Origin of the sequence: Paenibacillus sp. BIC5C1 (assembly GCF_032399705.1) — a bacterium.
GTDB lineage: Bacteria > Bacillota > Bacilli > Paenibacillales > Paenibacillaceae > Paenibacillus > Paenibacillus taichungensis_A.
The window spans coordinates 1,717,238-1,741,817 of sequence record NZ_CP135922.1 but is presented as its reverse complement, the minus strand read 5'-3'; the positions used below and the strand labels follow the sequence as shown (position 1 = coordinate 1,741,817).

The 24,580-nt window shown below is 39.2% G+C and carries 21 protein-coding genes and 1 pseudogene; 4 read left to right on the top strand and 18 right to left on the bottom strand.

Annotated features, from left to right (window positions below):
* The first annotated feature begins 52 nt into the window (after positions 1-52).
* From RS891_RS07875 to RS891_RS07865, 3 genes are all read left to right on the top strand, one after another.
* A complete protein-coding gene (locus RS891_RS07875; protein ID WP_315794987.1) occupies positions 53-1,861 on the top strand; it encodes a sensor histidine kinase in 1,809 nt (602 codons plus the stop codon).
* A 425-nt stretch (positions 1,862-2,286) separates the two neighbouring features.
* Positions 2,287-3,894, top strand: coding sequence for a response regulator transcription factor (locus RS891_RS07870; RefSeq protein ID WP_315794986.1), 1,608 nt, complete (start codon positions 2,287-2,289; stop codon positions 3,892-3,894).
* Positions 3,895-4,032: 138 nt separating this feature from the next.
* Positions 4,033-5,715, top strand: a complete 1,683-nt coding sequence (locus RS891_RS07865) for a type 2 periplasmic-binding domain-containing protein (RefSeq protein WP_315794985.1) — start codon at positions 4,033-4,035, stop codon at positions 5,713-5,715.
* Positions 5,716-5,921: 206 nt separating this feature from the next.
* On the opposite strand, the gene RS891_RS07860 is transcribed toward RS891_RS07865, so the two are convergent.
* The 4 genes from RS891_RS07860 to RS891_RS07845 form a co-directional block, all read right to left on the bottom strand.
* Positions 5,922-6,233 (bottom strand): hypothetical protein, encoded by a 312-nt coding sequence (locus tag RS891_RS07860; protein WP_315794984.1) that lies wholly within the window; start codon positions 6,231-6,233, stop codon positions 5,922-5,924.
* Positions 6,234-6,269: 36 nt separating this feature from the next.
* On the bottom strand, positions 6,270-6,455 hold the full coding sequence (locus tag RS891_RS07855; RefSeq protein ID WP_315794983.1) for an aspartyl-phosphate phosphatase Spo0E family protein: 186 nt from the start codon (positions 6,453-6,455) through the stop codon (positions 6,270-6,272).
* A 2,338-nt stretch (positions 6,456-8,793) separates the two neighbouring features.
* The gene (locus RS891_RS07850) at positions 8,794-9,552 is read right to left on the bottom strand and encodes a hypothetical protein (RefSeq protein WP_315794982.1); all 759 of its coding nucleotides are present in this window, start codon (positions 9,550-9,552) and stop codon (positions 8,794-8,796) included.
* Between the two features lie 152 nt (positions 9,553-9,704).
* Positions 9,705-11,348: a hypothetical protein gene (locus RS891_RS07845; protein ID WP_315794981.1), complete on the bottom strand. Its 1,644-nt coding sequence runs from the start codon at positions 11,346-11,348 to the stop codon at positions 9,705-9,707.
* 268 nt (positions 11,349-11,616) lie between these two features.
* On the opposite strand from RS891_RS07845, the pseudogene RS891_RS31780 reads away from it, so the two are divergent.
* Positions 11,617-12,077, top strand: a pseudogene (locus RS891_RS31780) (IS4 family transposase); the annotation flags it as partial.
* A gap of 386 nt (positions 12,078-12,463) precedes the next feature.
* On the opposite strand, the gene RS891_RS07840 reads toward RS891_RS31780, so the two are convergent.
* The 14 genes from RS891_RS07840 to RS891_RS07775 form a co-directional block, all read right to left on the bottom strand.
* The gene (locus tag RS891_RS07840) at positions 12,464-13,513 is read right to left on the bottom strand and encodes a hypothetical protein (protein ID WP_315794980.1); all 1,050 of its coding nucleotides are present in this window, start codon (positions 13,511-13,513) and stop codon (positions 12,464-12,466) included.
* Positions 13,514-13,772: 259 nt separating this feature from the next.
* Positions 13,773-13,988 (bottom strand): hypothetical protein, encoded by a 216-nt coding sequence (locus RS891_RS07835; protein ID WP_315794979.1) that lies wholly within the window; start codon positions 13,986-13,988, stop codon positions 13,773-13,775.
* Positions 13,989-14,095: 107 nt separating this feature from the next.
* Positions 14,096-14,554: a hypothetical protein gene (locus tag RS891_RS07830; RefSeq protein ID WP_315794978.1), complete on the bottom strand. Its 459-nt coding sequence runs from the start codon at positions 14,552-14,554 to the stop codon at positions 14,096-14,098.
* Between the two features lie 47 nt (positions 14,555-14,601).
* The gene (locus RS891_RS07825) at positions 14,602-15,036 is read right to left on the bottom strand and encodes a hypothetical protein (protein ID WP_315794977.1); all 435 of its coding nucleotides are present in this window, start codon (positions 15,034-15,036) and stop codon (positions 14,602-14,604) included.
* Positions 15,037-15,075: 39 nt separating this feature from the next.
* Positions 15,076-15,657, bottom strand: coding sequence for a hypothetical protein (locus RS891_RS07820; RefSeq protein ID WP_315794976.1), 582 nt, complete (start codon positions 15,655-15,657; stop codon positions 15,076-15,078).
* A 786-nt stretch (positions 15,658-16,443) separates the two neighbouring features.
* Positions 16,444-18,165: a helix-turn-helix domain-containing protein gene (locus RS891_RS07815; protein WP_315794975.1), complete on the bottom strand. Its 1,722-nt coding sequence runs from the start codon at positions 18,163-18,165 to the stop codon at positions 16,444-16,446.
* A 44-nt stretch (positions 18,166-18,209) separates the two neighbouring features.
* On the bottom strand, positions 18,210-18,986 hold the full coding sequence (locus tag RS891_RS07810; RefSeq protein ID WP_315794974.1) for a (2Fe-2S)-binding protein: 777 nt from the start codon (positions 18,984-18,986) through the stop codon (positions 18,210-18,212).
* Between the two features lies 1 nt (position 18,987).
* Positions 18,988-20,028 carry an ABC transporter substrate-binding protein gene (locus tag RS891_RS07805; protein WP_315794973.1) on the bottom strand — a complete coding sequence of 347 codons (1,041 nt, stop codon included), beginning with the start codon at positions 20,026-20,028 and terminating at the stop codon, positions 18,988-18,990.
* Between the two features lie 137 nt (positions 20,029-20,165).
* Positions 20,166-20,417 (bottom strand): hypothetical protein, encoded by a 252-nt coding sequence (locus RS891_RS07800; protein ID WP_315794972.1) that lies wholly within the window; start codon positions 20,415-20,417, stop codon positions 20,166-20,168.
* A 341-nt stretch (positions 20,418-20,758) separates the two neighbouring features.
* Positions 20,759-21,367, bottom strand: coding sequence for a hypothetical protein (locus RS891_RS07795; RefSeq protein ID WP_315794971.1), 609 nt, complete (start codon positions 21,365-21,367; stop codon positions 20,759-20,761).
* Positions 21,360-21,956, bottom strand: coding sequence for a chloramphenicol phosphotransferase CPT family protein (locus RS891_RS07790; protein ID WP_315794970.1), 597 nt, complete (start codon positions 21,954-21,956; stop codon positions 21,360-21,362). Before RS891_RS07790 ends, RS891_RS07795 begins: the two co-directional genes overlap by 8 nt.
* A gap of 425 nt (positions 21,957-22,381) precedes the next feature.
* Positions 22,382-22,807 (bottom strand): hypothetical protein, encoded by a 426-nt coding sequence (locus tag RS891_RS07785; RefSeq protein ID WP_315794969.1) that lies wholly within the window; start codon positions 22,805-22,807, stop codon positions 22,382-22,384.
* A 117-nt stretch (positions 22,808-22,924) separates the two neighbouring features.
* Positions 22,925-23,242 (bottom strand): hypothetical protein, encoded by a 318-nt coding sequence (locus RS891_RS07780; RefSeq protein WP_315794968.1) that lies wholly within the window; start codon positions 23,240-23,242, stop codon positions 22,925-22,927.
* Between the two features lie 496 nt (positions 23,243-23,738).
* Positions 23,739-24,575, bottom strand: coding sequence for a carbohydrate ABC transporter permease (locus RS891_RS07775; protein WP_315794967.1), 837 nt, complete (start codon positions 24,573-24,575; stop codon positions 23,739-23,741).
* Positions 24,576-24,580: the final 5 nt, after the last annotated feature.

The following is a 24,580-nucleotide window of genomic DNA, read 5'->3' as shown; positions in this document are numbered from 1 at the left end:
AGGAACATCATCTGAAGAGGTTGTTTACACACGAATTTGAAGGAGACTTTTTATGAATACATGGAAGCGCTTTATATCATTTGGAAGAATGTCCAGATCCCGGTTTAGTCTGTTTGCCAAAATAAACTGTTTAATTGTGGTCCTCTTCATCCCCATTATTATCATGTATACCTACTCGAACAACGTCACTTATGATGTTGTAAGCAAAGAGCTACAGGTCTCCAATACGAAGCAGCTCACGTTTCTGTCCAGTCAGATCGATTCCCGTATTAACCAGATGATGGACTTCAGTCTTATTCTCTCAAGAGATCCCAATGTCAGAGCATTTAATGGCTTGAACATATGGAATGATCGTTATGACAAGATGCAGACCCGATATGTTATTCAGGAAAAGCTGATGCTTCAATCCGGTGTTACCGATATATGGCCTACTCGATACGCTGTGCATTCACAACAGAATCAAGATGTCATTGCCAACTATAATAGAACAAACGGGTATGATGAGGATTACCTAAAAAGAAATATGAGCGGACAATGGACTTACGGTGATGGTGCCGAGTCCAAAGAAGATATGAGATCCTTTTACTGGTTCTTTACGGATTCCTTGGCCCAGCCGGGCATGTTGACGGGAAGCAATCTGGTGATTGAAGCCAGCTTCAGTTATGAGAATATTCAGAACATGCTGGATACGTATAAGGCAGGTGGACAAGGTGATCCTTTCTTTTATCACAAAGGAAATTCGCCCATTCTGAATCGCAGTGCAGACAAACAGCTATCCGAGGAACTCATTCGTTATCTGGATGAACACTCGCCAGAGGATACCACACAGGATGTCGTCAAGCTGAACGGGAAAAAGTATCTCGTTAGCTCGGTGAAATCCTCCTATCTGGATTGGCATTTGGTCGATGTGGTTCCACTCTATCAGATTCTGCAGCCGATCTCGCTCAGTCGGAACTTGTTCTATCTCTTTATGATTCTGCTGTTTGTGGTAGGCATTTCCGCCTCCATTCTGTTATATCGAAACATCCAATATCCGATCAAAAAGCTGATCCAGGGCTTACGGCGCGTGCAGCGCGGAGATTATTCCGTACGTCTGCATAGCAAGGATCAGAATGAATTCTCGTTTTTGTTCCATCGATTCAATGATATGTCACATCAGATTCAAGACCTGATCGAGAACGTGTTCCAGGAAAAGATCAGGGCCAAGGAAGCTACGCTGAAGCAGCTACAGGCGCAGATCAATCCTCATTTTCTATATAACTGTCTTGGCTATATCATCAACATGGCCCAGATGAAGGACGAGCAAGCCGTCGTGTCCATGGCGCATAACCTAAGTGCCTACTATCGTTATACGACACGAGTGGAGCGAGAGACATCTTCTCTAAAAGAAGAAATCAATCTGCTCGTCAACTATTTGGATATCCAGAAGCTGCGTAATGGCAGAATTGAATACCACATCGACATCCCTGAGGATATGCTTGCACAGTCCGTACCACGATTAATGCTGCAACCGATTGTGGAGAATTCCGTCATTCACGGTGTATCGAAGTCATATTCATCCGGGGAAATTCGGATTACAGGTGAGATCTCAGACGGGTTCTGTAAAATTTACATCGATGACGATGGCCCCGGCTTGAGCCCAGATCAGTTGGAAGCGTTGAATCTGAAAATGCAGCAGCCGCTGCAGGAGGAAATGGGCTGTGGCCTATGGAACACGAATCAGAGGATCATGCACCTATTCGGCAATCAGTCCTACCTTCTATTCGGCCCCTCCCCTCTCGGCGGATTCCGAACCGAAATGGTCTGGGAGATCCCCAAAGAGGATACTGATTTTAATAAAGGAAATACCGATAATAACTGATATCGATACTAACGATAATTTGACGAATTGATTTTGAACGAACCATTTACACGTGAACGCAGAGGACAGAAAGAACTTGAAGAAGCCAAGCGTTCGGAAGTGCCCGCATGAAAGCCTTTCTTGAAAGAAGGCTGAATAGGGGCATAGGCTTCGCCATTATTACAATTCCACCTTTATATTAGGCCTTGTTTAAAATAAATGGTTAGAGTACATGTGAACCAAAGCGAAGGATTGAAGGGATTCTGTAGAAACGAAGTGTTCGCCTTTCAAGCACCATTTTCACCTTATAATCATCTAATTCAGAAAATGGGGCTTGAACAGCGATCGAAAGAACCCTTCGAATCCGTAGCGACCTCGTTCACTCGAACATCCGTTGATTTTAATGATTGGCCTTATATACCAACCACCAAGGGAGACAATACAACATGCAAATGATCATCGTAGACGATGAAGCACATTGGGTAGATAACCTGTCCATGACCAAGCCGTGGCATACGCTGGGGATCGAACAGGTGCATAAAGCATATTCGGCACACGAAGCACTTCAACTGATCGATACCCACCCTATTGATATTGTGATCTCGGACATTCAGATGCCTGAAATGACAGGCATTGAGCTGATCGAACGGATCAGAGTCCGTGACAAAAAAATAAAGTGTATTCTTTTATCCGGACATTCTGAATTCGATTACGCCAAAAAAGCCATCCAGTTCGAAGCCGTCGATTACTTGCTGAAGCCACCGACGGATGATGAATTAATGGGTGCCGTTCAGAAAGCTATCGATCAATTAAATACCGAATGGGAACTCGTCAGCTCACTAAAACGAACTCAGTTTACCCTGCGGGAGAACCTACCGCATTTGCGGGGTCGACTGCTGCTTGAGGCTTTACAGGGACATCGAATTGCCTCCAGCGAATGGGCACGGAAACTTGCCAATTACGATCTGCCCTTCCACGCCGGGGATTGTGCATTAATGCTTGTACGTATGGAAGAAGAATTCGGACAATATGACAACAACGATCAAACCTTGCTCGAATATGCGGTTATCAATATGGCGGAAGAGATTATGGGTGAGTTTATGGAAGTGTGGGGCGTGAAGGAGGAGCATGGGTATCTGGTGTTTTTGCTTCAACTGAAAGTGAACGATACCGATATTGGCAAAGAAACCATACTGGAGAAGCTTTCCGTACAGCTTCAGTCCAAAGTTAAGCAGTTTCTGAAGGGGTCCCTCTCCATCGTCATCACCGAGTGGTTCGCGTTTCCCGATCAGTTATATGATCGTTTTCGGCAAGCCTCCGCTTATTTCCGGCAAATTGTCGGCGACGAGCGTGAATTCGTCATGCGGGTCAGCGATGTGGAAACTCCCTCGGCACAAGGCCCGCTGGATGTCCTGTATACCCCACCCACGTTCATTCACCTGTTAGAGAGTGGTCAATGGGATGCGGCAGAGGAAAAAATACTAGCCGTCTGTGCAGAACTGGATGAGAAGTGGTCGGAATCGTGGGAGCATTGTATGGAGGCTGGTTTTTTAATTACGGCTTCGTTCACTAATCTCGCACACCGTAACAAGCTTACATTGGCCAATCTAATGGGTGACGATATCGAGTGGTTGCAGAGTGGAGAAGCCTTTACCACCATCAGTAAACTGCGCAAATGGGCGCTTAGTGTGCTTGGAAAACTCAAGGAAGGCACGTCCAACGAAATCAAGGACATCCGTTCCGAGTATGTGAAGAAGATTCAGGATTTTACGGATAAAAACCTGCATCTGGATGTTTCTTTGCGTGTACTGGCGGACCATGTCAATCTGCACCCGACCCACCTGTCCAAAATCTATAAGATCGAAACGGGTGAAGGCATTAGTGATTATATCTCGCGCCTGCGCATGGATCGGGCCTGTCACAAGCTCGTCACGACCACCAAAAAAGTATATGAAATCAGCATGGAGATTGGTTATATGGACCCGGCTTATTTTATCAAAGTGTTCAAGCGTCAATTCGGTGTCACACCGCAGGAGTACAGAGACCAACATTAAATAACATGACTGAAAACCGAATTTTTTGAACTTGCATAATAGAGTCCTATCGAAACTAACAAACTCATATAGATGCCCTCCCATCCAAATTGGTACAGTTACACTTGTAAAGATCATACATCGTAGGGGGATTGAACAATGATCAAATTCAAAACATGGTGGTCACTGCTCATGGTTATCGCGCTCATCACGATCACTGCGTGCGGCAGTGGCGATACAGCCAGTGACAATGGTACCAAAGATGATACACCGGCGACCGTCGGTTCAGCTGAAGCAGAAGCTGCTTTTGCCAAAGGAAAATACGACCCACCCATCGAATTCAGTTCGGTATTGATGCCGAAGAAATACGTGCAAGGGGATACCAAAGAAAATAACGTTCACGATCGCTGGATGCTGGAAACGCTGGGTATGAAGCATAAAGATACCTGGTATCCGGCCAATGACGATCAATACAGACAAAAGCTGCAACTGGCTATCGCCTCTGGCGAGAAGCTGCCTGATTTCGTGTCCGTACCGACCAATGCGGTATTGACCAATCAACTGATCGACTCCGGTCAATTCATCGCCATTGATGAGTTGTTCGACAAGTACGCGAGTCAGACCCTGAAAGATCACGCAGCAGCACATCCTGAACTGTGGTATCCGTTCACCAAGGACGGCAAGAAATACAACATGCCGATCATGGAGTACACCGATAACGACGATACGCTGCTCTGGCTCCGCGAGGACTGGATGGAGAAGCTGAACCTGGAAGCTCCGAAAACCATCGCAGACCTTGAGAATATCATGGACAAATTCAAAAACGAGAACCCGGACGGTCTGTCTCCAGACAAAGTATTCCCGCTGGCCATCTCGCTGAAAAATAACACCAACACCTGGATGGGCGGGCTCGACTGGTTGTTCGGTGCATACGGCACAATCGAGGAGCAATGGAACAAAGACGCAAACGGCAATCTGGAGTACGGCTCCGTTAACCCGGGTGCGAAACAAGCCCTTGCCAAGCTGGCTGAATGGATGAACAAAGGTTATATCCATACCGACTCCGCCCTGTGGGATGAAGGTAAATCCGCTGAGAGCTGGACCGCTGGCAAAGCGGGCATTCTGCCTGGCGCAAACTGGGTACCCGACTGGCCGGCACCTGACCTGCTGAAGAACGTACCTGGCTCAAAATATAAAGCTTACCCTGTTCCGGCTGGCCCAGACGGCAAGATCGGTACGAAGTGGCAGAACTCTGGTGTCAACGCAAGTATCATGATTAACAAGGATGCGAAGCATCCAGAAGCCATCTTCCTGTACTACAACTACCTGCTCGATAACCTGGCTAACCCGACTGCGGGCAGTGAGTATGAATACGGCTTCGCCAAAGGTTACGACTGGGATATCGTAGACGGACAACCGACCAGTGACAAAGAGAAGATCAAAGACTTTTCCAACGAGTTCCCGTTCCTGACCGGTCCAGCACGTATCCCAGATCTGTACATGAAAACACTCGTGAAGCTGGCCAACGGCGAGAAGCCTGAAACACCGTACGAGAAACAAATGGCCGAATTCCGTAAACCAGAAAACTGGTATGCAGGTAAAGTCGTGATGTCCCAGATCGACATCCGTAAACAAAACTATTTCACTGGCGCAGCCACACCAACCATGGTATCCAAATGGAACCTGCTCCGCCAGTCCGAGATGGAAACCTTCAACAAAATCATCTACGGCCAACTGCCGGTTGATGCCTTTGACCAATTCGTCGCCAACTGGAAGTCCAACGGCGGAGATCAGATCACGCAAGAAGTGAATGATTGGTTTAAGTCGGTAAGCGCGAAGTAAGAATTGGATTTTGGAAAAGTAAAGCATTAAAACCCGAGCCGAAGCGAGTTATTCACGCTTCGGCTCGGGTTTTTAAGTTAAAGATCGGGGTCGCTTCCCCTGACTTATGGGTTTGCGTTAGTAGGTTAAAACCTTTTAACAACTCACAGGTTACGTTTTGCTGTTCTCAACTCTTCTTACTTCTTATGAGACATATTTTCAAGCAATTAGGCATCCTGCCTATCATTATCCCTGTCAGTTAACATTGACTGCCCCAGCAAGGAAACTGTGAGCTGAATTCCGTCCCTCAGTCCTTGCATGTACAACTGCTCATTCTCTATCCCTTTGGTGACAATGTATCGGCTCTCCCACACAGCATATCCAGGTGTCTGCTCGACATCTTTGCTAGCAAACAAAGCTTCGAACACTTCATCTGTTTCCCCACGTACACGACTCAGTTCAGGATCATGCTCGATCTGGGCAGACACCTCATCTAGCCTTGCCTGAATCGCTTGTTGCAACCACGGTGGAAAATCCATTTCTTCTCCTCCCCTACGCATTATGTACTTCAATCATCATCGTAAAACTCGACTATGTCTCGCCTTCATTTCACTAACTCGAGCCAACAGTTTATCAACCTTGCGGCTCTGTTCCTGCACTTCAGGATTCTCAGATAACGGAATCGCTTGCTTCAAGGATGCCTCTCCAAGCTGATTAAGCTTGCGCCGTTCCTCTTCCAACAAGTCAAACAACCGGCTCATACATCCACCTCTCTGGGTCGAAACTAATGAGTAGTCATTTTTAAATGCGATTATCTGTATCCAAAAGCTGTATTCAATATCTTTGTCTAATCCAAATTGTAATATAAATTATAATTCCCTTAATGCGGAGATTGAATTAAAATAAGAAACACACCGCTATAAACTTTCGGTGTCAAAAAAAATCATTGGTTTCCTATTGTAATTTCCAACAAAAATTAGAGAATTCCTCGCTAGATTGCAACTTAGGATTGGATATTAGTCAGACCAGTCTTTCTGGTCTGGAGGGTCAATATCGCTTAGTTCTAAACTCTATAGAGTAGTTGCAATTGCGAAAGCTGTGGAGGTTCCTATCGGATATTTGTTCGGGTAGTTTTGGATTGTAAAATGTACATTTTACAATCAATTAGCTCTGCGTTATCAGTTCTTTATTGCTATTGAGTTAATCTTGTCTATTGGTATAGTAATAATATTTTTGTTTTTATCAATACCTGTAGCTAGCTCTTTATTTATATCATAGACTAATAAATCATAGGTCTCTTTATCAGTTTCTATATGCATTATTCTTACTTCTCTCCCCTTTAAAAAGTCTGATACTTTGTTAGCTTGTGTTATTTGTCCAACCCAATAAATATGTGTACATAATGAAATTACTAGAAAAAGAGAAGATGTTAAAAGAGTAAACCTTCGGTAGCTACTTGTGCTTGAATGAGCACAAAGAAAAATATAGATAAATATCAAAAAATAGATAAAAAAATAAATTAATATATGTATTTGGTTTAGATGATTGCTTAAGAGTTTTTAGTCATTTGATAGAAATTTAGTGTAATCGAATGGAACACCATTGACGCTGGTATAATTGATAACCCTGTTTTTAATAGGTAGTTAAATTGGGTGATAAACAAGCGAACCAGTAGAAATACAAAACAAATAAAAGGCAGTAATAATCCCATTGAGATAAATAAACCTTTATAAAGATATACTTCAAAATTAAAAGGATACAAGGGGAATGCAATATCCGACATTAATGTGTTTCCGTTTAATGCGCTAAAACTCCCTTGAAGACAAAGAAAACCAATAACATAAATTATAGCAGGCACAAGAAAATAAATTTCCTTATATTTGAAAATGTAATTCAGAATACTATTATTATTTGTCATATTAGTATAGCCTCCATAATATTGTCTTAACGTTTATAGATAACATTTTAAAGGGCATAATCAAGTCTTCTCATGTATTTGATTTTACTTAGAGCTTTGCATAAGAGGAGTAATATTGTTTTGAAAATTTCTATTTAAAACTCACATCAAATACATTATTAGCTTGGGTTTCAACCAACATTTATGCACTTTTAATCTATTTACTCGACACGAAATAATAACATCTGAGTTCCTTATCATTTAAAATTTTAAAGTATCCACTTTTTAGACTCCTTTTCTTTCTTTTCCCAAAAATTTTTCAACAGTAGGTCCTATCGATCCTCCTATTATATGTAAGGTTTTAAACTCATATTCTTGATACTTTTAAATTTAAGTCTCTTATAGTGAGTTATATTTATCCGTCCATTATTTGAGACTCTTATTTAATTCAAATTATCATTCGCTCTCAAGTTATAGTTTCCCAGTATAATAAAATTTTGTTTAGTCTTATTATTCCTTCTTCAAAAATAAAACTAATACTCTGATTTACTTCGATTTCAAAAACTTCTCTCTCAATCAGAGGGTATCTATCTTTGAATATTTCGAACAACATACTAGCAGAATATCTATTATGATCAGTTTCTTTTGTATATTTAGGATCTAGAAAAAGTTTAATATTTAATGCTATTCCAGGTCCAAAATTCTTTACTGTTAATTCATATCCTTCACGGAATCACCTACTATAACAGTAAAATAAATATTATTTTATACGCTACTTGTGTGCGATCATTATATTGGGAAACTACATCAATCATTACATCTCGACCCTTAATATGCGAAATTTCTAATGAAAAATCGACTTCATTCACCTTCTTTGCTAAGTTCATTTCAAACTTCGAGTTTATATTTCTTTCTTCTCCTCGAATTCAAGACACTCCTTAATTTATGTCTAAGATAAGTTATTTCTAAATAATTTCCAGATATCCAACATTTATTTTGAGTGTGTTATAATTTTTCGCTCTGGACTCTTAGGGTATGTAAGGGTTCTCTTTGTCACGATGCTTAGCGAAGCCAGTGGGGCCAGATACTTCTAATTCCCATAAATCTATATGCCGAAACGTGAGTAAATATCCGATGCGTAATTATTACATTTTTGGATGTGTGTCTTGACATTTTTGGATGTGTGTCTTGATTGAATTAATCTAGAAGTTTTTGTCTGATATAGTTCTTATAATTCTTGTACCCATTAAATTCAACAAATGAATCTCTTCACTAAATTCAAATTCTGAAGTATTTATCGGATCCCCTATTATATTTCTAGATTTTTGCTCGTCAATGAACATCTCAAATAGCTCCTTACTAACAATGCCTTGATTATGTACAATACAATTCCTTTTAGTGAAGATTCTTCTAGCAATTCTAATTTCGGAACGAAAACTAAATTCTACCTTATAATTTTTTTCTAACATTGTGATTTGCTTATCTAGAGAGTAATATCCATAGTCTATGATTTCTCGAACAATTAAATCTTCTTTAACATCATCAATACTATTAAATTTGAACACTTCTTGAAGCTTTACACTTTTCTGAGAGTTATTAATATACTCGGGAAAGTTCCTTAAATGATATTCAAGCAAATCAAATAAAAAAGATTCAAACGCTGAACAAAGATTTATTGTTAATAAATTTATTAGCATTTTTGTTTTTTCGTTATTTCTAGTTATCATATAAATACATTCATTTACTTCTACTTCAGTGTTAAGGTTCCAGGTAATTCCCTGACCAAAAATAAATTTATCATCTACACTTCTATACTTTGACTTCAAAGCAGTACCATCATGTTTATTTTTCTCTATTAAATTATTTGCTAATTCATTTTCTATAAGAGAAGACATATAAAAAGTTCTAATAATAATAAGCTTATCAATAAAAGAATCTTTAATTTCTAAAAGTGTTTTCATGTTTGAATCTCCTTCAACTATTGAAATAATTTCAGAAAACATATAATTTAAGTACTTATATGCATTTAAGCAGCACTTACCTACATATGCGGTACCTCAAGAGAGATTTTTCGTGAAGAAAAATTTTACTAGAATCGTAATGCAAGAAAAAATCATTCAAATCCTAAACTTTTCTTCAAGATAGTTAGTATATTCTCTTTACGCCAGCTGAGCAAATTAATTATTGACTGTATATAGTTTTTATCTTGATATGTCTTCTGTGAATATATCAATGTATTTAATTCACCAACAAAAGTTGATGTTACTATTCTTTGAACATCTAACTCTTCTAGTTTCAAAATAAAACTAGTAAATACACTCAAATCAGTTATTAAGTTATTGATATCATTCAACCCTAGTAGGTTTAATGGGTACGAAAAAGTATTATTTGACAATCTTGTAAATGAGTCTTCATAATATCCTCCAAAAGATCGACTATGATCAATTAATCTCGGGAGATAATAATCTCCATCTTTTTGTAAACAAATGTTTCCTGAATGTCTATCCGTATTACATATGAATATATCAAAAGCTACCATACTAATAAGTTTTTTTTTATCTTCTATTTTTTCAAATGGTATCTCATCAAATTTATAAACAGGAGGAGTAATAACTTTCGAGATTATGCCTGTTGTATCTTTATCCATATGAAATATAGTTTCAACTACTGGTAAATCAAGTTCTTTACCTATGTTGTAAGATAACAGTTCATTCACAAACTTTCGAATGTTGTTTTTATCTAACTCATAATTCATAAAGTACTTATAAATACCCATTTCCAATGTAGCAGGGTTTATTAGAACTTTTTTATTACTGTCCATTCCACCCAAGTCAAGTTCAATTGGATCGATCCAAGCTAATAACTCTTTTTTTCTTTGATCGTTTAAAATTATAACATTATCTGTTTTTACATATGATTCTGAGCTTACGCCTTCTTTTCCAATCATAAAATGAATATCTGCATAACCTGTTAATAGATAATTTGATTTGAATCTTTCATAATTTTCAGTAACTTTTATTGAAGTTGTGGATTCAATCGCAACTTTAGTCTCAGTAAGTTGCAATTTTATAATTACTAGATTATTTTGAACTTCATCAACAAGGACACTTAGATTTTCAGCATAACCATTATTTACAATTAAGTTTTCATCTAGATTCTCTTTAAAAATCCGATGTATTTCATTATTAGGATATTCTAAAACAATTATTGAAATTTCATTACCCTTTTCTTTTTCATAAGTTCCAAGTCCTACTCCCGATGGATATATTATGCCTTCACTAAAGAACTCTCTACTATTTGGTAATCGATTGAACAACATTTTTCCTTCTTGAATATCCACGTTATTTACTTTCTTTTGATTGATAGTGATGTCCTTAACCATGACAACAAATTCTTCATATATTGTTTCTTCAATATAATAAACGTGAATATATAAATTCTGAGTTTTTGCTAACTCTTTCGAATAATCTGCGATGGTCTCATCATCTTCTATTATCTCTGATTGCAATAGTATAAATTTATTTTTTTTTGATTTAACCCTAATTGTCCTCATTTTTAAATTTATTCGAAACTCGATATCTTCTTCTACATCTATAAAGTAATGATCAAGATTCGATTCTTTTCTTAACAATGAATTTTGGAGGAGGAGCTTATTCTTCAAATCATTATATGTGAGTAAATTACTGCAACGAACTATCAGATACGGTAAATTATTAATAACATCTAATTCAATCTCATAATGACAGACCTGACTCATTTCTTTCACCTTCTACTTTAAAATTTTTATTATTAAAACTTGCTTTAATCGCAAGGGGAGCATTAATTTCATCCTGTCCACACTAATCGTTTATCAAGCATTACTACTTAAATTTTTATTAAATCAGCCCTACAACAATTATATAATTTTTTTCATTCCTAAATAGCATGCTCCAATTCGGTTAAGGTACATTTTAAAGATTAAAAAATAGCAGGTATTTCTCCCTCCAAGATCTATGCACAACGGCGTCACTCTTGTAAGCATAAAGCGAAGCCTCCCTCGCAGCATTGGAACCGGATTGGCACCCGGTATTCCGGTCCACATCATGTTCGTAAGTCATCGTTCTGAAAAAATGTATGGCTCACTGTTCTAATAATCGACATTTCTCTTCAAATCCAACGTAAAATGTGAATCGTATTTACGCAATCCGTTGGGATATTGAAGTTTTTTAATACAAGCAGTCGATGCTTCGTTCTCAAAAAGAGTTTCAAGGCCGTTCCTATTATTTGCTGAATCATACCACAATTGTGTTCTTTCGATATATTGTGCCTGGCTTTGCAGTGTACTGACACTGTTCCTTACCGGCTTGTTTTATTTCCTCTGCAACGAAGTGGGGATGCTAGATGGGTGCCTTTGCAACAGCTGCTTGATCTCATTAACGAAATTGCTTAAAAAGCTTTCGCTCTGATTTAGGCCCTCAAAAATTGGATTGCTTGTCTGCCCAATTAAATCAAGGGTTGTTTACCGATTTCATCCTCCGAAAATTGAATCATATAGTCTGTCTAACCAACTGAATTACAGAGGTTAATATTTTTTGTTATGGTGGGGTTTTCTTCTATGTATTAATTTTTTATTATGTTTTCTCCTTTATTAAGATGATGATTATTAAGTTAAATTGCAAATAGATTCTGACAGATTTCATAATATCACTTCGGTCTGTCGTATAACCTTTCTGTATTCATGGCCCAGCTTATGCCGGACCAGAACGAATGTTCAAGCGTGAATATTATGTCAGATGATGCTCTCACTTTTTTTTGAAAACACACCTTTTAAATGTTTTTATTTTGTACCTATTCTCCACTGCTGGAGTAGCACAATTCGCATCTTCGATGATTCTAGAAAGAATTCTTCAGTTCTTTTTCTAAATTGAAGCATAATATCCGCAAACGATTGATTACTTCTTCTTGATCAAAATTATTAAACACGAAGTTATATCTTCTTCGTTCCATAATTCTATCGTAATAATTATTAATTTCTTGTAACTCAACTTGGGTCCAGTTGGTTCTTGTATAATCTATTTCTAAAAATGGAGGCAATGCTGCTTCATTCTCATTCGCGACCATAAATTTCATTTTCATAGAGTCAAAAATTAACGATAAATTTTCATCTGCTGTTACAAAAACTGGTACAATCTTATCTTTTAAAAGCTTTTGACTCACCAATGTTGGAAATGTTAAGTCTAACGATGCATTCCATATTGCATGCAGCCTATCTTCATCATTATTCTTTGTTTTATGGATAAGCTTTCTAATTTTATTGTTACCACTAAAATAATAATGAGCAAATATTGTTGTTGAAGCACTAAAAATATTTACTTCCTTTTCCACGAACTCAAAATACTCAGTTATTAATTGAGTATTACTTTTCGACTCTTTTTGCTTATCCAATATGTACATTTTTAACAAACAAGCATACGAAACAAATAGAAGGCGCTGGAAACTACTTACGCTCTCTAGACTATTTGTTTTACTGTCCGTTTTTAGTGTTTCGTGTTTAATGAATGGCTCAAACTTTATAATTTTGCTGTGCTGTAACATTTGAAAGTAATCCATCTCAAATAAAGATCTAATTGCATTACTCATGTCACGGAACTTGGACATATTAATTTCAAAGTTGCTTAGTTCTCGACATGATTCTTCCAGTCCAAGAGAAAAGTCAACTAATAAATTATTCATCTCAATATTCTTAAGCAAACTCAATAATTCTTCAAGAGTGTTATCTTTTTGACCTAAAAGATTACTTGGTTCCTTATAAAATCTGGTTAGATATATACAAATATTTGTATCCAAACACAATTCAATTAATTGGAGATCTATTTTATTTTTAATGTCTTCAAATGAGCTCAGTGTTTCATGTATATACAAAGATGAATAGTAAAATTTCATTCTAAATAACCATCCCTTTTATGTAATTTCGCCTAACGTTTCTACATCACGATGCCCAGCGAATACTGGGTGTGTCCAGCTGCCTCTACTTCGTTGAAAATCATCTACTGAACCGAGGCTATGCCCAAGGGGGAATGTACACTGTTATATGTCGGTGCCTTGAGTTAATTGTATTAGACTCTGTTTAGAAATAACTCCATTATCTCTACTTCTTTAAGAAAACGAGCTTCTATATTCTTCTCATGCTTTTCATACTCATCTAGATGCCTTCGAATTCTTCTCCGATGATGACTATAAATGGGATCTTGTTCTTAATACTATGTTGTCCCACTTCATAAGTGACGATTAACTTCTTATCCTCAGAAACAATATGTAATTTGATTATCCCTTCATCGTCAAAATCCGGTTCAACATACCAATAAAATAATCGATTGGATCGAACGATTTTACGTTTATATTTTTTTCTTACGCCCATAACTTACCTCACATCTTCCTTTTTCTCTGTATGCAGTACTTCAACAGTTTGCCCATCCACATGAACACTTTGTTATCCGATGTTGATGGGCCTTATGATCATTCATTTTATTGTTTTGTTATTCTTGTTTTATTGCCTAATATGACTTCATGAATTTCATCATATAATTGTAAATCTATAAATTCTTCATGAATCCATAGTCCTTCCTCAACATCTCCTCCCCCCATACCTCCACAAATCCCATCACCAGGAAAGAGTTTTTCGTAAAATAGTCCTTGGCCTTCTCCCTCATTACAGTCCCATGCAATGGTATCTAAATCTTTTAATAGAGTATGTAATGTCTCCTCACTGCAATTGATTAGTTTCATAGGGCAAGACAAGTAGATTTGTCCTCCATCATCACCTTCCATAATTACATATGCATCTGGAGTATCCAAAGCTTTCTTAAAACTGTCTATAAATTGATTGTTCGGTTGTCCATTTGCTTCATTAAGGATATGTCGAATAGGGCTATGGTGCTCTGGAATTACAGCCATCTCATTGTTTTCATCTTTTTTTCTTTCCATAAAGATACACCTCTTTGTTAAGTATGTTTTCTTGGAGATATCTCAAATTAGTTATTTACTTCATTCATTCCTATGACTTGTTCAATTGCTACATTAAATTCGTTAACATTAATGTTTAAATTGATTATTCCCTCTTTATCCAGCGCTTTAGTATCTAATTTAAAAGTACCTGTCAGTTCTTCCGAGCTATTACCATCAACTTTCTCATTTATGTCCAATTTAATGTCCCTATCAATTAATCGCTCCTGAATATCCTTACTCAAGATCGGTTCAACTGTTTTTAACATGATTGATTTATTGGTTCTATTTCGAAGAGCGAAATTGTATGTTACGACTGTAACACCTGCATCTTCTTCGCTCTCACCCAGTCCAAATGAAATTGAGTTTATTATGAACCCATCCTCAACCATTTTATCCGTCTTTATATTGTATGAAATACATCCACTTAGGGCTAGTATCATTAAAAGGAATATTAAAATCATTGAACGCTTTGATTCTTCAATTTGGAAACTCCTTTGAATTTATTTTCCTATTACAAAATCACATAGATTATGTTCAAAGTCATCTGAATTACAATATGGTGGAACAGTTGGGCTATTTCGAATCGTAAAATCAATAAAATACTGATCGTTTGGATACTCTTTAAAGCTCTTATAATATATGAATACTCTTACTTTATACTTAGCTGAAGGTAAGGCATTAATTACGTTATTTAAATCCTCTGATGTCAGTGTTTCATTTTTCTTTCTTAATTTAATCCAAATATCATGTCCATTATTACTCCAGTAACGTAGAGTTTCAGTCTTGCTTTCTTTATAATCAAATTCTAATGGTGCTATTGTTTCAACAAAACCTTTTTTCAAGTCATTCATATAACTTTCCACGTAAGGCTTCGCGCGGTATGTTTGATAAGTATCAATCACATTATCAGCCACATTTACAACTGGCAAAGTCAGAATAGCAGTAACAACTATGATTACAATACTTGGGCCAATATAGGAGTTGGAATTGTAAATGAGTCTGCCAAGCAGTAAAAAAACGATTGTTCCTACTATCGCCAAAGCAGCAACCCCGAAAGCGGCAGGCTTGTTATCATTACTCATAAAACCACCGCCAATATTAAAAATAAAAAATATGAATGAATAAAAACATCCAACGCCGACTCCTACAGCAGATAATAAGTAGATTGACTTCAAAAATATTCTCAGAATTCCCGCATCCCTGCTATAAATTATTAATTCGTTTTAATGAAGAAGCATAAATCTTACTATTCTAGTGTTTTGGAATACTCTTTTCAAAAAAAAAAATTCACAAATTTAAATTACAGTTATTTTCACTGGAGTTTATGTCCTGTGGTTATGCTTCTACTTGTATCTGCTTCATACAATCAAGGGCGATCTCGTGGCGTTAAACTTTTGTTATGTGATCTCTCATTCTACCTGAAACACTTTAGAAATAATTAATCAGAAAATATATATTAATTGAAATCTTCATTTAATCCAGAATTTTCTTATATCTTCTACTATAATTTCTGAAATATGTTTGGATGAATCCTGGTGCAACTTCATCTACGATTTTTTTGTTATCTTCCTCATGATAATGAATGATATTAACCAGAACAAATTGGTCAGGGAACAGTTTTCTAACTTCCTACCATTTCATGTGTTATACCTCCTGTTATTCGAATTAGTTCAACTTTCTAGCATTTTAACATATACCCCTTACTTCATATATCATTCCTGTATTCATAACACCCGATCTAGTCCAATGTATCCTCACTTGAGTATGTAAAATGTACAAAGAAACCGTCTCCTTTGGTATATGGTTGCTCTCACTTCCATTTACTACGAAAAAGTTTCTTTTGTTTTTTCCTCATGAAAAACTGCCCCTCAAGCCAACAACGCCTGTTCAATCTGATCCACAATCCCGTTAATCCCCATCGGCCCATAACAACCGATCCATGTCGCAGCATCTACCGAGTGTATGTGCTGACGCTCACCCGAATCCAGCATCCCCCAAACACGCTGCTCTGTAGCAGAGATGCCATTTTGCATCAGTTCATTACTGAGCAAAAAGTAGTGGCTGGCTTGTACAGCTGGTAGTCTCTCCACCGAGATGTGATAGGCCGTGTCGAAGGTGTCTGCTACAAATAATGGAACGGGCAGACCCAGATCACGGTACAGCACAGCACCTGTACGATGAGCAGCAGAGTGCACGCGCACGAGAGATTCCAATGGACGGATCAGGGCCACACTTTTGCCTGCCAGTACCGAAGCCAGTTCTTCGGACAGCAAAGCTGTTCGTCGGTGATAATTCGCAATAATTTGCTTGGCCTCTGCTCGCTTACCTGTCAGTTCACCGAACAGGCTCAGGATCGTCTGCCAGCTTTCGTTGCGCTTGAACATGAGCACTGGAGCGATTCCGCTTAACCGTTCATAATGCTGATCATGCACCTCGGTGCAGATAATCAGATCCGGAGCTATTCGCTCCACTCTAGGCAGATCGGGGTATTCATACGTTCCAAGTAATTCGGTATCCTGGAGTCCTGCCCGAAGTGATGGAGGAAACGTTAACACGGTACTTCCCACTCCGACACTTCCTGCTGGAGACAACCCGAGTGCAAGCAGGTGATCGGCGTATTGCACATCGAGGACAGCAATACGTTGTGGTGATTCGGTGACGGTATACTCCCCTCGCATATGGCAGATGACTGAGCCTTGGGCAGATTCATATGATGAAGCTGTGCGGTTTTGCAGCAAAGCATTGGCATAGTCTGCATCTGTTCTTGAAGCGGAGGCAAGTCGGTAATGCAACGGGGGGACGCCATAATATTTTTTAAACGCTCTGCTGAAATAATACATGTCCTGATAGCCCATTTTGTCCGCAATTTCACCGATGGAAGCATCCGTATGACGCAGCATGCGCGAGGCACTTTCCATCCGCAGCTGAATGACGTACTCCATCGGGCCGAGCTGCTTCTCTTGTTTGAATCGGCGCTGTAACTGCCTTACGCTGCATCCCGCAAGGGCCGCCAGCTCTTTTAGCTCCAGATTCTGGCGATAATGCGAAGTTATATAGGAAGCGACCACATCCACCATGTCGGACTCCGGTCCCCCTTGACCATGTTCGTACTCCATGATCAGCTCGTAGATCATCCCCTGGAGCAGCGAATTGGCATAGAAACGTTCCAGCCCTTCGCCGCGGCGCCATTTGGCCACAATTTTTTCCGCGTTTTCGATCCATTCGGCATGGACTACGGAGTTTTGCACAAATGACCTGCGCAGCGGGTGTTTACGATACGAAGGCACAACAAGAGAGGCTCCCTCCATGGAAGAAGCCTTGTACATGATCACAATATAATGAATGTCCTCTGATCTGGCCGTCAGCGTGAAGGATGCCCCCTCCACCACATGACAGGCAAAAGAAGCCCCAATGTGGCAACCCTCGCCATTCATTGCAAGCTCCCCTTCCCCTCCGCATGCCAGCAGCAAGACATTTGAACTTAAATCCGTTTCGCTTAGAACGCCGCCTGTCTGCAAAGTACCGCTATACCCGGCAAGCATCTTGATCGCCGTATCACTCCAACCACTTGTCTGTTCTTGCAGCGGCATTTCTCTCATCTCCTGACAATAGCATAGGTACATTGTTGCTGCTGTCATTTTAATTGAGATTCATTCTCATTGTCAATTTTCGGACATTTCCTGCAATATTCCCCTGACATCTGGTAGTAAAAACAGCAGGTGATCCGCTCGCTTTTGGCAACGTAGCCATTGTCTTTGCATTCGGTGAAGCGGGTCAACGGATTCTTTCTCACACCAAATACCTGCCCGGATGCCACTTGCGTCAGATATGAAAAATCCGCCTGAACGTGCTTTCTTCCCCGCTCTATCTCGTCTTCATCAGGTATATAAAGTGGGCCAATGCGTACCATGATATTCTCCCAGAGAATACTCATGGAAAGAGGTGCAACCGCAGTAAGCGTCTTTAACAGTGGTGTAAGCTGCACCGCAAACATCTCCTGGGCCACTTTTTCCCGCCACAATGCTCGGTCTCCTGTTAAAGCTTCTGCTTGAAGTCCGTTCACCGCTAGAAAAGGAAAACGCGTACCCTCTTCATGCTCTTCGAGCTTCGGATGATAGAGAAAGCTGTTCTCCAGCTGAAAGGTTACATGCTGATGATGAAACGTCATCGCGGTCACGAGCGGAGTCGTCCATAGATAGCCAAGCCGCTTGGCTAACATGGAAGCAGCAACCTTCATGTCTGGTGCATCGATATAGTCCTGAAACCAGCGGATATACTCTCGACACGCCTCTTCGTCATGCAACTCACTCAAAGCAATGGTACGGACACTATGTTCAGGGGGCTCACCAAGCAAAATCGAATGATCCTCTACCGTCTCTTTCCATAAGTCTGTCAAGAGATATGGATTCATATTAGTTCGATTCGAGCAGGGCTTCCGCTGCTTGATCTACAATCAGATTAATCGCAAGCGGTCCATAATAAGCGATCCAAAGTGTTGAGTTTACGTCATACGTAAGGTTATTTTTCACAGCATCGAGGGATTTCCACACTGGATTAGTCAACATAGCCTCTGCTTCTGCCGCAAATAGCTCATCCGACAGTACAAAATAACGATCTGCCCCAATGTCAGGAACTTTTTCCATCGAGATTTCTACGGAACCATCTTCATTAATCTCCTGTACCATAGCGGGCATCTTCAGCCCCAAGTCATTGTACATAATACCGCCAATGCGGTGCTCAATACCGTGAACACGAATTCCTTCTTTTCGTGGACGAATGATCGCAACCGTTTCATCGCCCAGCTTCTCTGACAATTTTGTCTTCAGCCCGGCAATTTTGTCTTCATACGCTGTGCGCACTTTCTCTGCCTCGTCCTGCTTGTCTGTAATCTTAGCCACTGAAGCTAATGTATCATGCCAGTCTTCGTAGAAATCGAGTACTAGGGTAGGTGCAATTTTGCTTACACTCTCATACTGTTTCTCCTGGAAGTCGGTCATGATAATCAGATCCGGGTCCAACGCTACAATTGCTTCCAGATTAGGCTCATCGCGTGTACCCAGAACCTGTACGTCACTCGGCTGATCACCTAAGTATTCTGGAAAATCGGTGTTGCCTCCAGCAATAACACTGCCTGCCGGCTTCTCTCCAATGGCTAACATTTGATCCAAAAACTTAACATCCAGCACCGCAATTTTCTGTGGTTTTTCGTTTAGAGTGATGTCACCCTTCATACCCTTGATTGTTACAGGAAAAGCTCCGTCCGTCTGCTTTTCCGCATTCGCAGATGTCTCTTCTGGCGTTGCCGCAGACTGCTTGCCGCTATCTGTACCTGTTCCTGCACCGCAAGCCGTCAGGACAAGAATAAGGGCCAACATCAAGCCCATGAATAATCGTGATTTGTGGGCAGCATAGGCTTTGCTTCCAGCCGCTTGCCCGTTTGTTCCTTGATTCATTTGTAAATCCCCCTTATGTATATTGTTGATAATGATTTTCATTATCGAAACATAAAGAGAGTATATACGAACTGCATATCGCGTTACCATGTACTTTTGCGACATTTCAGCCGGACTAATGCGACATCACCAGCCGCTTATCCGCCCTTTAATTTCTTCGCGATATACGCTTGCAGTCGGTAAATGTCTGAAAGAAGCTCTTCTTCCTCCGGCGTATTTCCATACTCCCCTAGCCAGCGCGGTGTACGGATATGCCACTCGTTTGACAAGTATTGCTGTTCATCCCGGTACTCTATAATATGCTCCAAGAAATATTCCAAAGAGCCGAAGGATTGTTTACGACTATCGTTGATGATGGATTGTGTACGTTCAATGATTGCCTGTAACACGTGTTGGATATGATCTTTGCAGATACGTTTTTGAATAAAATTAAGCACATATTTTTAATAGAATTGGAGCGAACTCGACTGAAATGATGAAAAAAAAGGAAGGTCTTTCTTCTCCCCATAGGGAATCAGACGACCTTCCAATACTTTCGAAACATCTATAATCTTTAACAGTAGGGAAAGGCATAGTAATTTCAAAAGAAACCGTGGCTCCCATGTAGAACCTCACCTAAGCATACTTCCAACGAAACCACTCGCTCATCCGATTAAGTCAATCAGAGATGTACATAAATGCTCATGAAAATGAGTTATGAATTCGTATCAGTAAGACTGTCGTACTGTGCTTAACAATTGGTCATGTAATTTGAAAATTTAGAATACAAAGATTCGAAAGTCAACTTGTCCCCAACGACATTTATCAATGTAAGTGGAGCAATTCCTCCAAACTGTTCAACGGGCATAGTTTTAGTAAACGTTTTTGGTAACGGATATTTCCCAGCCCATGTAGTGAATTCGCTGGCCCGAAGTAAGTAATTCTTCTCATCTTCACTGAGACCTATTCTATAAGACTCTTGTAAATACTCATCACACAGAGATACTAAAGTTATTAAATTATGACCTGACCCTTTCCAGTCAACAATAATCTTACCGTCCTTAATATTCTGATTAGGATTTATAGAGAAATATAAACCTTTCAAAAGGCATTCTAGGCTATATCCACATAGCATCATCCAGATTGAACTAAAACCCTCTCGTTGATCCAGCTCCCCAGCACTACTCATATTATTATCTAGAGCCTCTTTAAATTCTCTGTAGATTGCATCAGATGCTAACTTAAGCTCATGAGCTTTTGATATCCAAGTAACTGTTATGTCATTAAATCTATTAAAATTAGATCTCCAATAGTCATGAACTGCCTTTGAATTAGGATTAAACCGCTTATTTTCAGACATTTTCAACCTCTCTTCTACTTAATTTCTTAAATGCCGAGTATTCCTGACTAGAATTTATATAACTTAATATCTTTTCCGCACATGCAGCTGAGCTAAGCTCTTCCGTGTTCACTTCCAGATCATACTCATCATAGGCGTATATGTAGTCGAACTGGGATTGGGCAAGTCCAATTGCGCGATCTCCTCTGCTCTGCTCTCTTCTGGTGAGTTCTTCTTTCGAACAGTGTACACCTACAAACAATATCGGATAATCCGAAAGCAAATCATAAAAACCGTTAAACAACTTATCATTGCTGATGACCGTATCCACGATGACATTCAAACCCATTTCCGAAAACAGTTTAATGGTTGCACAGTACAACGAATTGATGGGGTCGAACAGGATATCTGTCATCACATAGGGTTCCAATTCTCTTGTTGGTTTCATATCTGGGTATGTATTGTCGATAAACTGATCATAATTTTGGGCAAATTGATCTACAGACAGATGATGAAATGGAATCTCTCCCTGATTTTTCATTTCCATCGCGATGCTTGTCTTTCCCGAACTTGACGTTCCGTTCAAAAATATAATGAGTCCTCGTTCCATATCAATCACCCTTATCTATAAAATTGGCAGTACCTTTCAGAGCAAACAATTGTGTCACTAAGTCGGAGCTGGTTTCTACTTGTTGTATATCATTCACTCCAAAATTCAATGATTTTCTTGTTATGAGATACGCTTGTTCGTGGTTAATGGCATGACCGGCATCTCGAATGATCTCAAAATTCAGGTTGTTACGCTCCAGCTTTGATGCTGAGTTCCGAATCACCGACAATTTGAATCCTGTGCTTCAACATAGACTTGTTATTAAAATATTTTAGAAGATAATACCAGTGTCTCATTAATTCTTCATTCTTTGCAAAGTCCGAATAGTTAGGTCCGCTCAATTTTCTAAGCTGCTTCTCACATTTTTTTCCGACGGGAACAATGCTTCCGGCTCCCTCTGACTTCTCTAGCTTTCACCTATTAATTTATCTGTCCCATTCAGTATTATCTTCAAAATCTATTTCTTTAAAAATTGCGGCTATGATGTCGCGCTTACTTTTCAAACTTTCTTTAATCCATGCATTACCTTGTTTAGATGTGTAATAATAATTGGTGTTTATGTCACTTACATAAAATTGAACCCATTCGATAACAAAATCTGGATCTTCCATTCCAAGATAATACAAAGGTCTCAATGCAACCTTCATTAATGGAAATTCAAGATCAGGCCTATAATAACAAAGATGCGAAATAATAGAGAAATATCCTTTTGCAGCTCCCTCACCATTATAGCTTGGTAGAAATTTAGCTACACATTGTACGATTTCTACATCAGAATAATTTTCAGGCTCTATTTCTATTATTTTTAATATATCTTGAAGTTTTTGGCTTCCTGAGAATTGGGCAATCATACTCAAGCTCCTTTCTAAATAGTTCTCGGATATTTCCTATACGTTCCTATATTCACGCCCCAACGAATGCTGGGATGTCCGACTGCATCAACTTCTCCTGAATTTATTCTACCTATTCTAGTTTCTAGGTTTTAATATGTATTTTTTGTCTCTTGCCCGCTCATTTATTTCTCTAAGCAAGTTCTCTTTATAAATTGAAGTACTATATGGAATTTCTCTATGGTTTTCATCTGGATAGATATTCTCTGGATAGATATTCTCTGCATAGATAATAAAATTGGTTACATCCATCTTCTTAATGATAAAATAGTTCCCCTCGAACTCACCGTTACGAATATGAACGGAATCGATAAAATCATATATGGCCTCATAAAGTTCTTGTGATGAAACCTCATCTTCTAAAAAACGTTTGATGACTTCCTGGCTATTAATCAATCTTTCTCACTTCCTTTATTGTTTTTTCAGGATTTCAAGAGTTTCTGATAACGTCTTTTCTACGAATTCGCTTAATGTTCTATATATATTATTAGATGAAGAGAGGGCTAATCCTCCATCTCCGACAGGTTGCTTCTTATGAGTCAGTCCAGAGCCCTTATTTTGGTAAGCAAAAAGGCAGCTTCTGCATTACACATCGCCGCCTTTTTGCTTATTAACTTTTTCCAACGGACCTATCAATCGTTATTTACATAAAAATTGCGGTCGTCGATTTGGATACCCTACGAGTTCGTATTCTTCGTCCATCTTTTCCCCGATGGACGAAGAATACGAACCGCTCAGTCTTGCCGTCCGCAAATTTGAACGTAATCGTTTTTCCGAAAATGCTATATGTGCCTGCGCCGCTTAATCAAATCCAGCATCCCATCTTTGCCTTGGTTCGTCCTAACATCCCTGGAATTCCGCATCGCTGGAGCTTTATTCATACAAAGGATGTTCAACCTTTTATACCGCTAAATGTAATGCCGCTAATAAACGTCTTTTGAAGGAAAAAGAACAAAACAATAATAGGTAATGTCATCAAGGTCGATACGGCCATTAATAGACCCCATTCGGATCCCTTTTGACTCTGAAATTGCTGCAATCCGAGCGAAACCGTGTAAGATGGTTCATTGGTTAAATAGAGCAAGGGGCCCATGAAATCAGTCCAGCTCCCCATAAATTGAAACAATGCCACGGCCAAAACGGCGGATTTGGCTAGTGGAAACATGATCTGTAAATATATGCGGAATTCACTAGCGCCGTCTAAGCGGGCCGCTTCGCGCAGGGCATCAGGCAGTCCCATGAAAAACTGTCGCAATAGAAAAATGTAAATGGGCACTCCAAAAAACTGGGGTACAATCAGCGGAAGAGATGTTCCTACCCAACCCAATTTAGTAAACAACAGGAATAGAGGAATCATCGTCACCTGTCCGGGGATCATCATAACAGCGAGGGTAACAAAGAAAAGTATACCTCTCCCACGATACTCTAACTTGGCAAAGCTATATGCAACCAAGGGACAGGATATGATCACACCAAGGGTACTAACGATTGTTATAATCGCCGTATTTTTCAGATATGTCCAGAACGGGATATACTCAACGGCACGGGAATAATTACTCCACAGAATTGGATGCGGAATCCACTCTGGGGGAAATGTAAAGATTTGTGTGAGTGGTTTAAGAGAAGTCGAAAGCAGCCAAATGAACGGAATAATGAAAAATGCAGAAGCAACAATTAGACATAAATAGGCTAACGCACGATTGATTCTTCTGATAGCGGTAGGATTCATCCCTT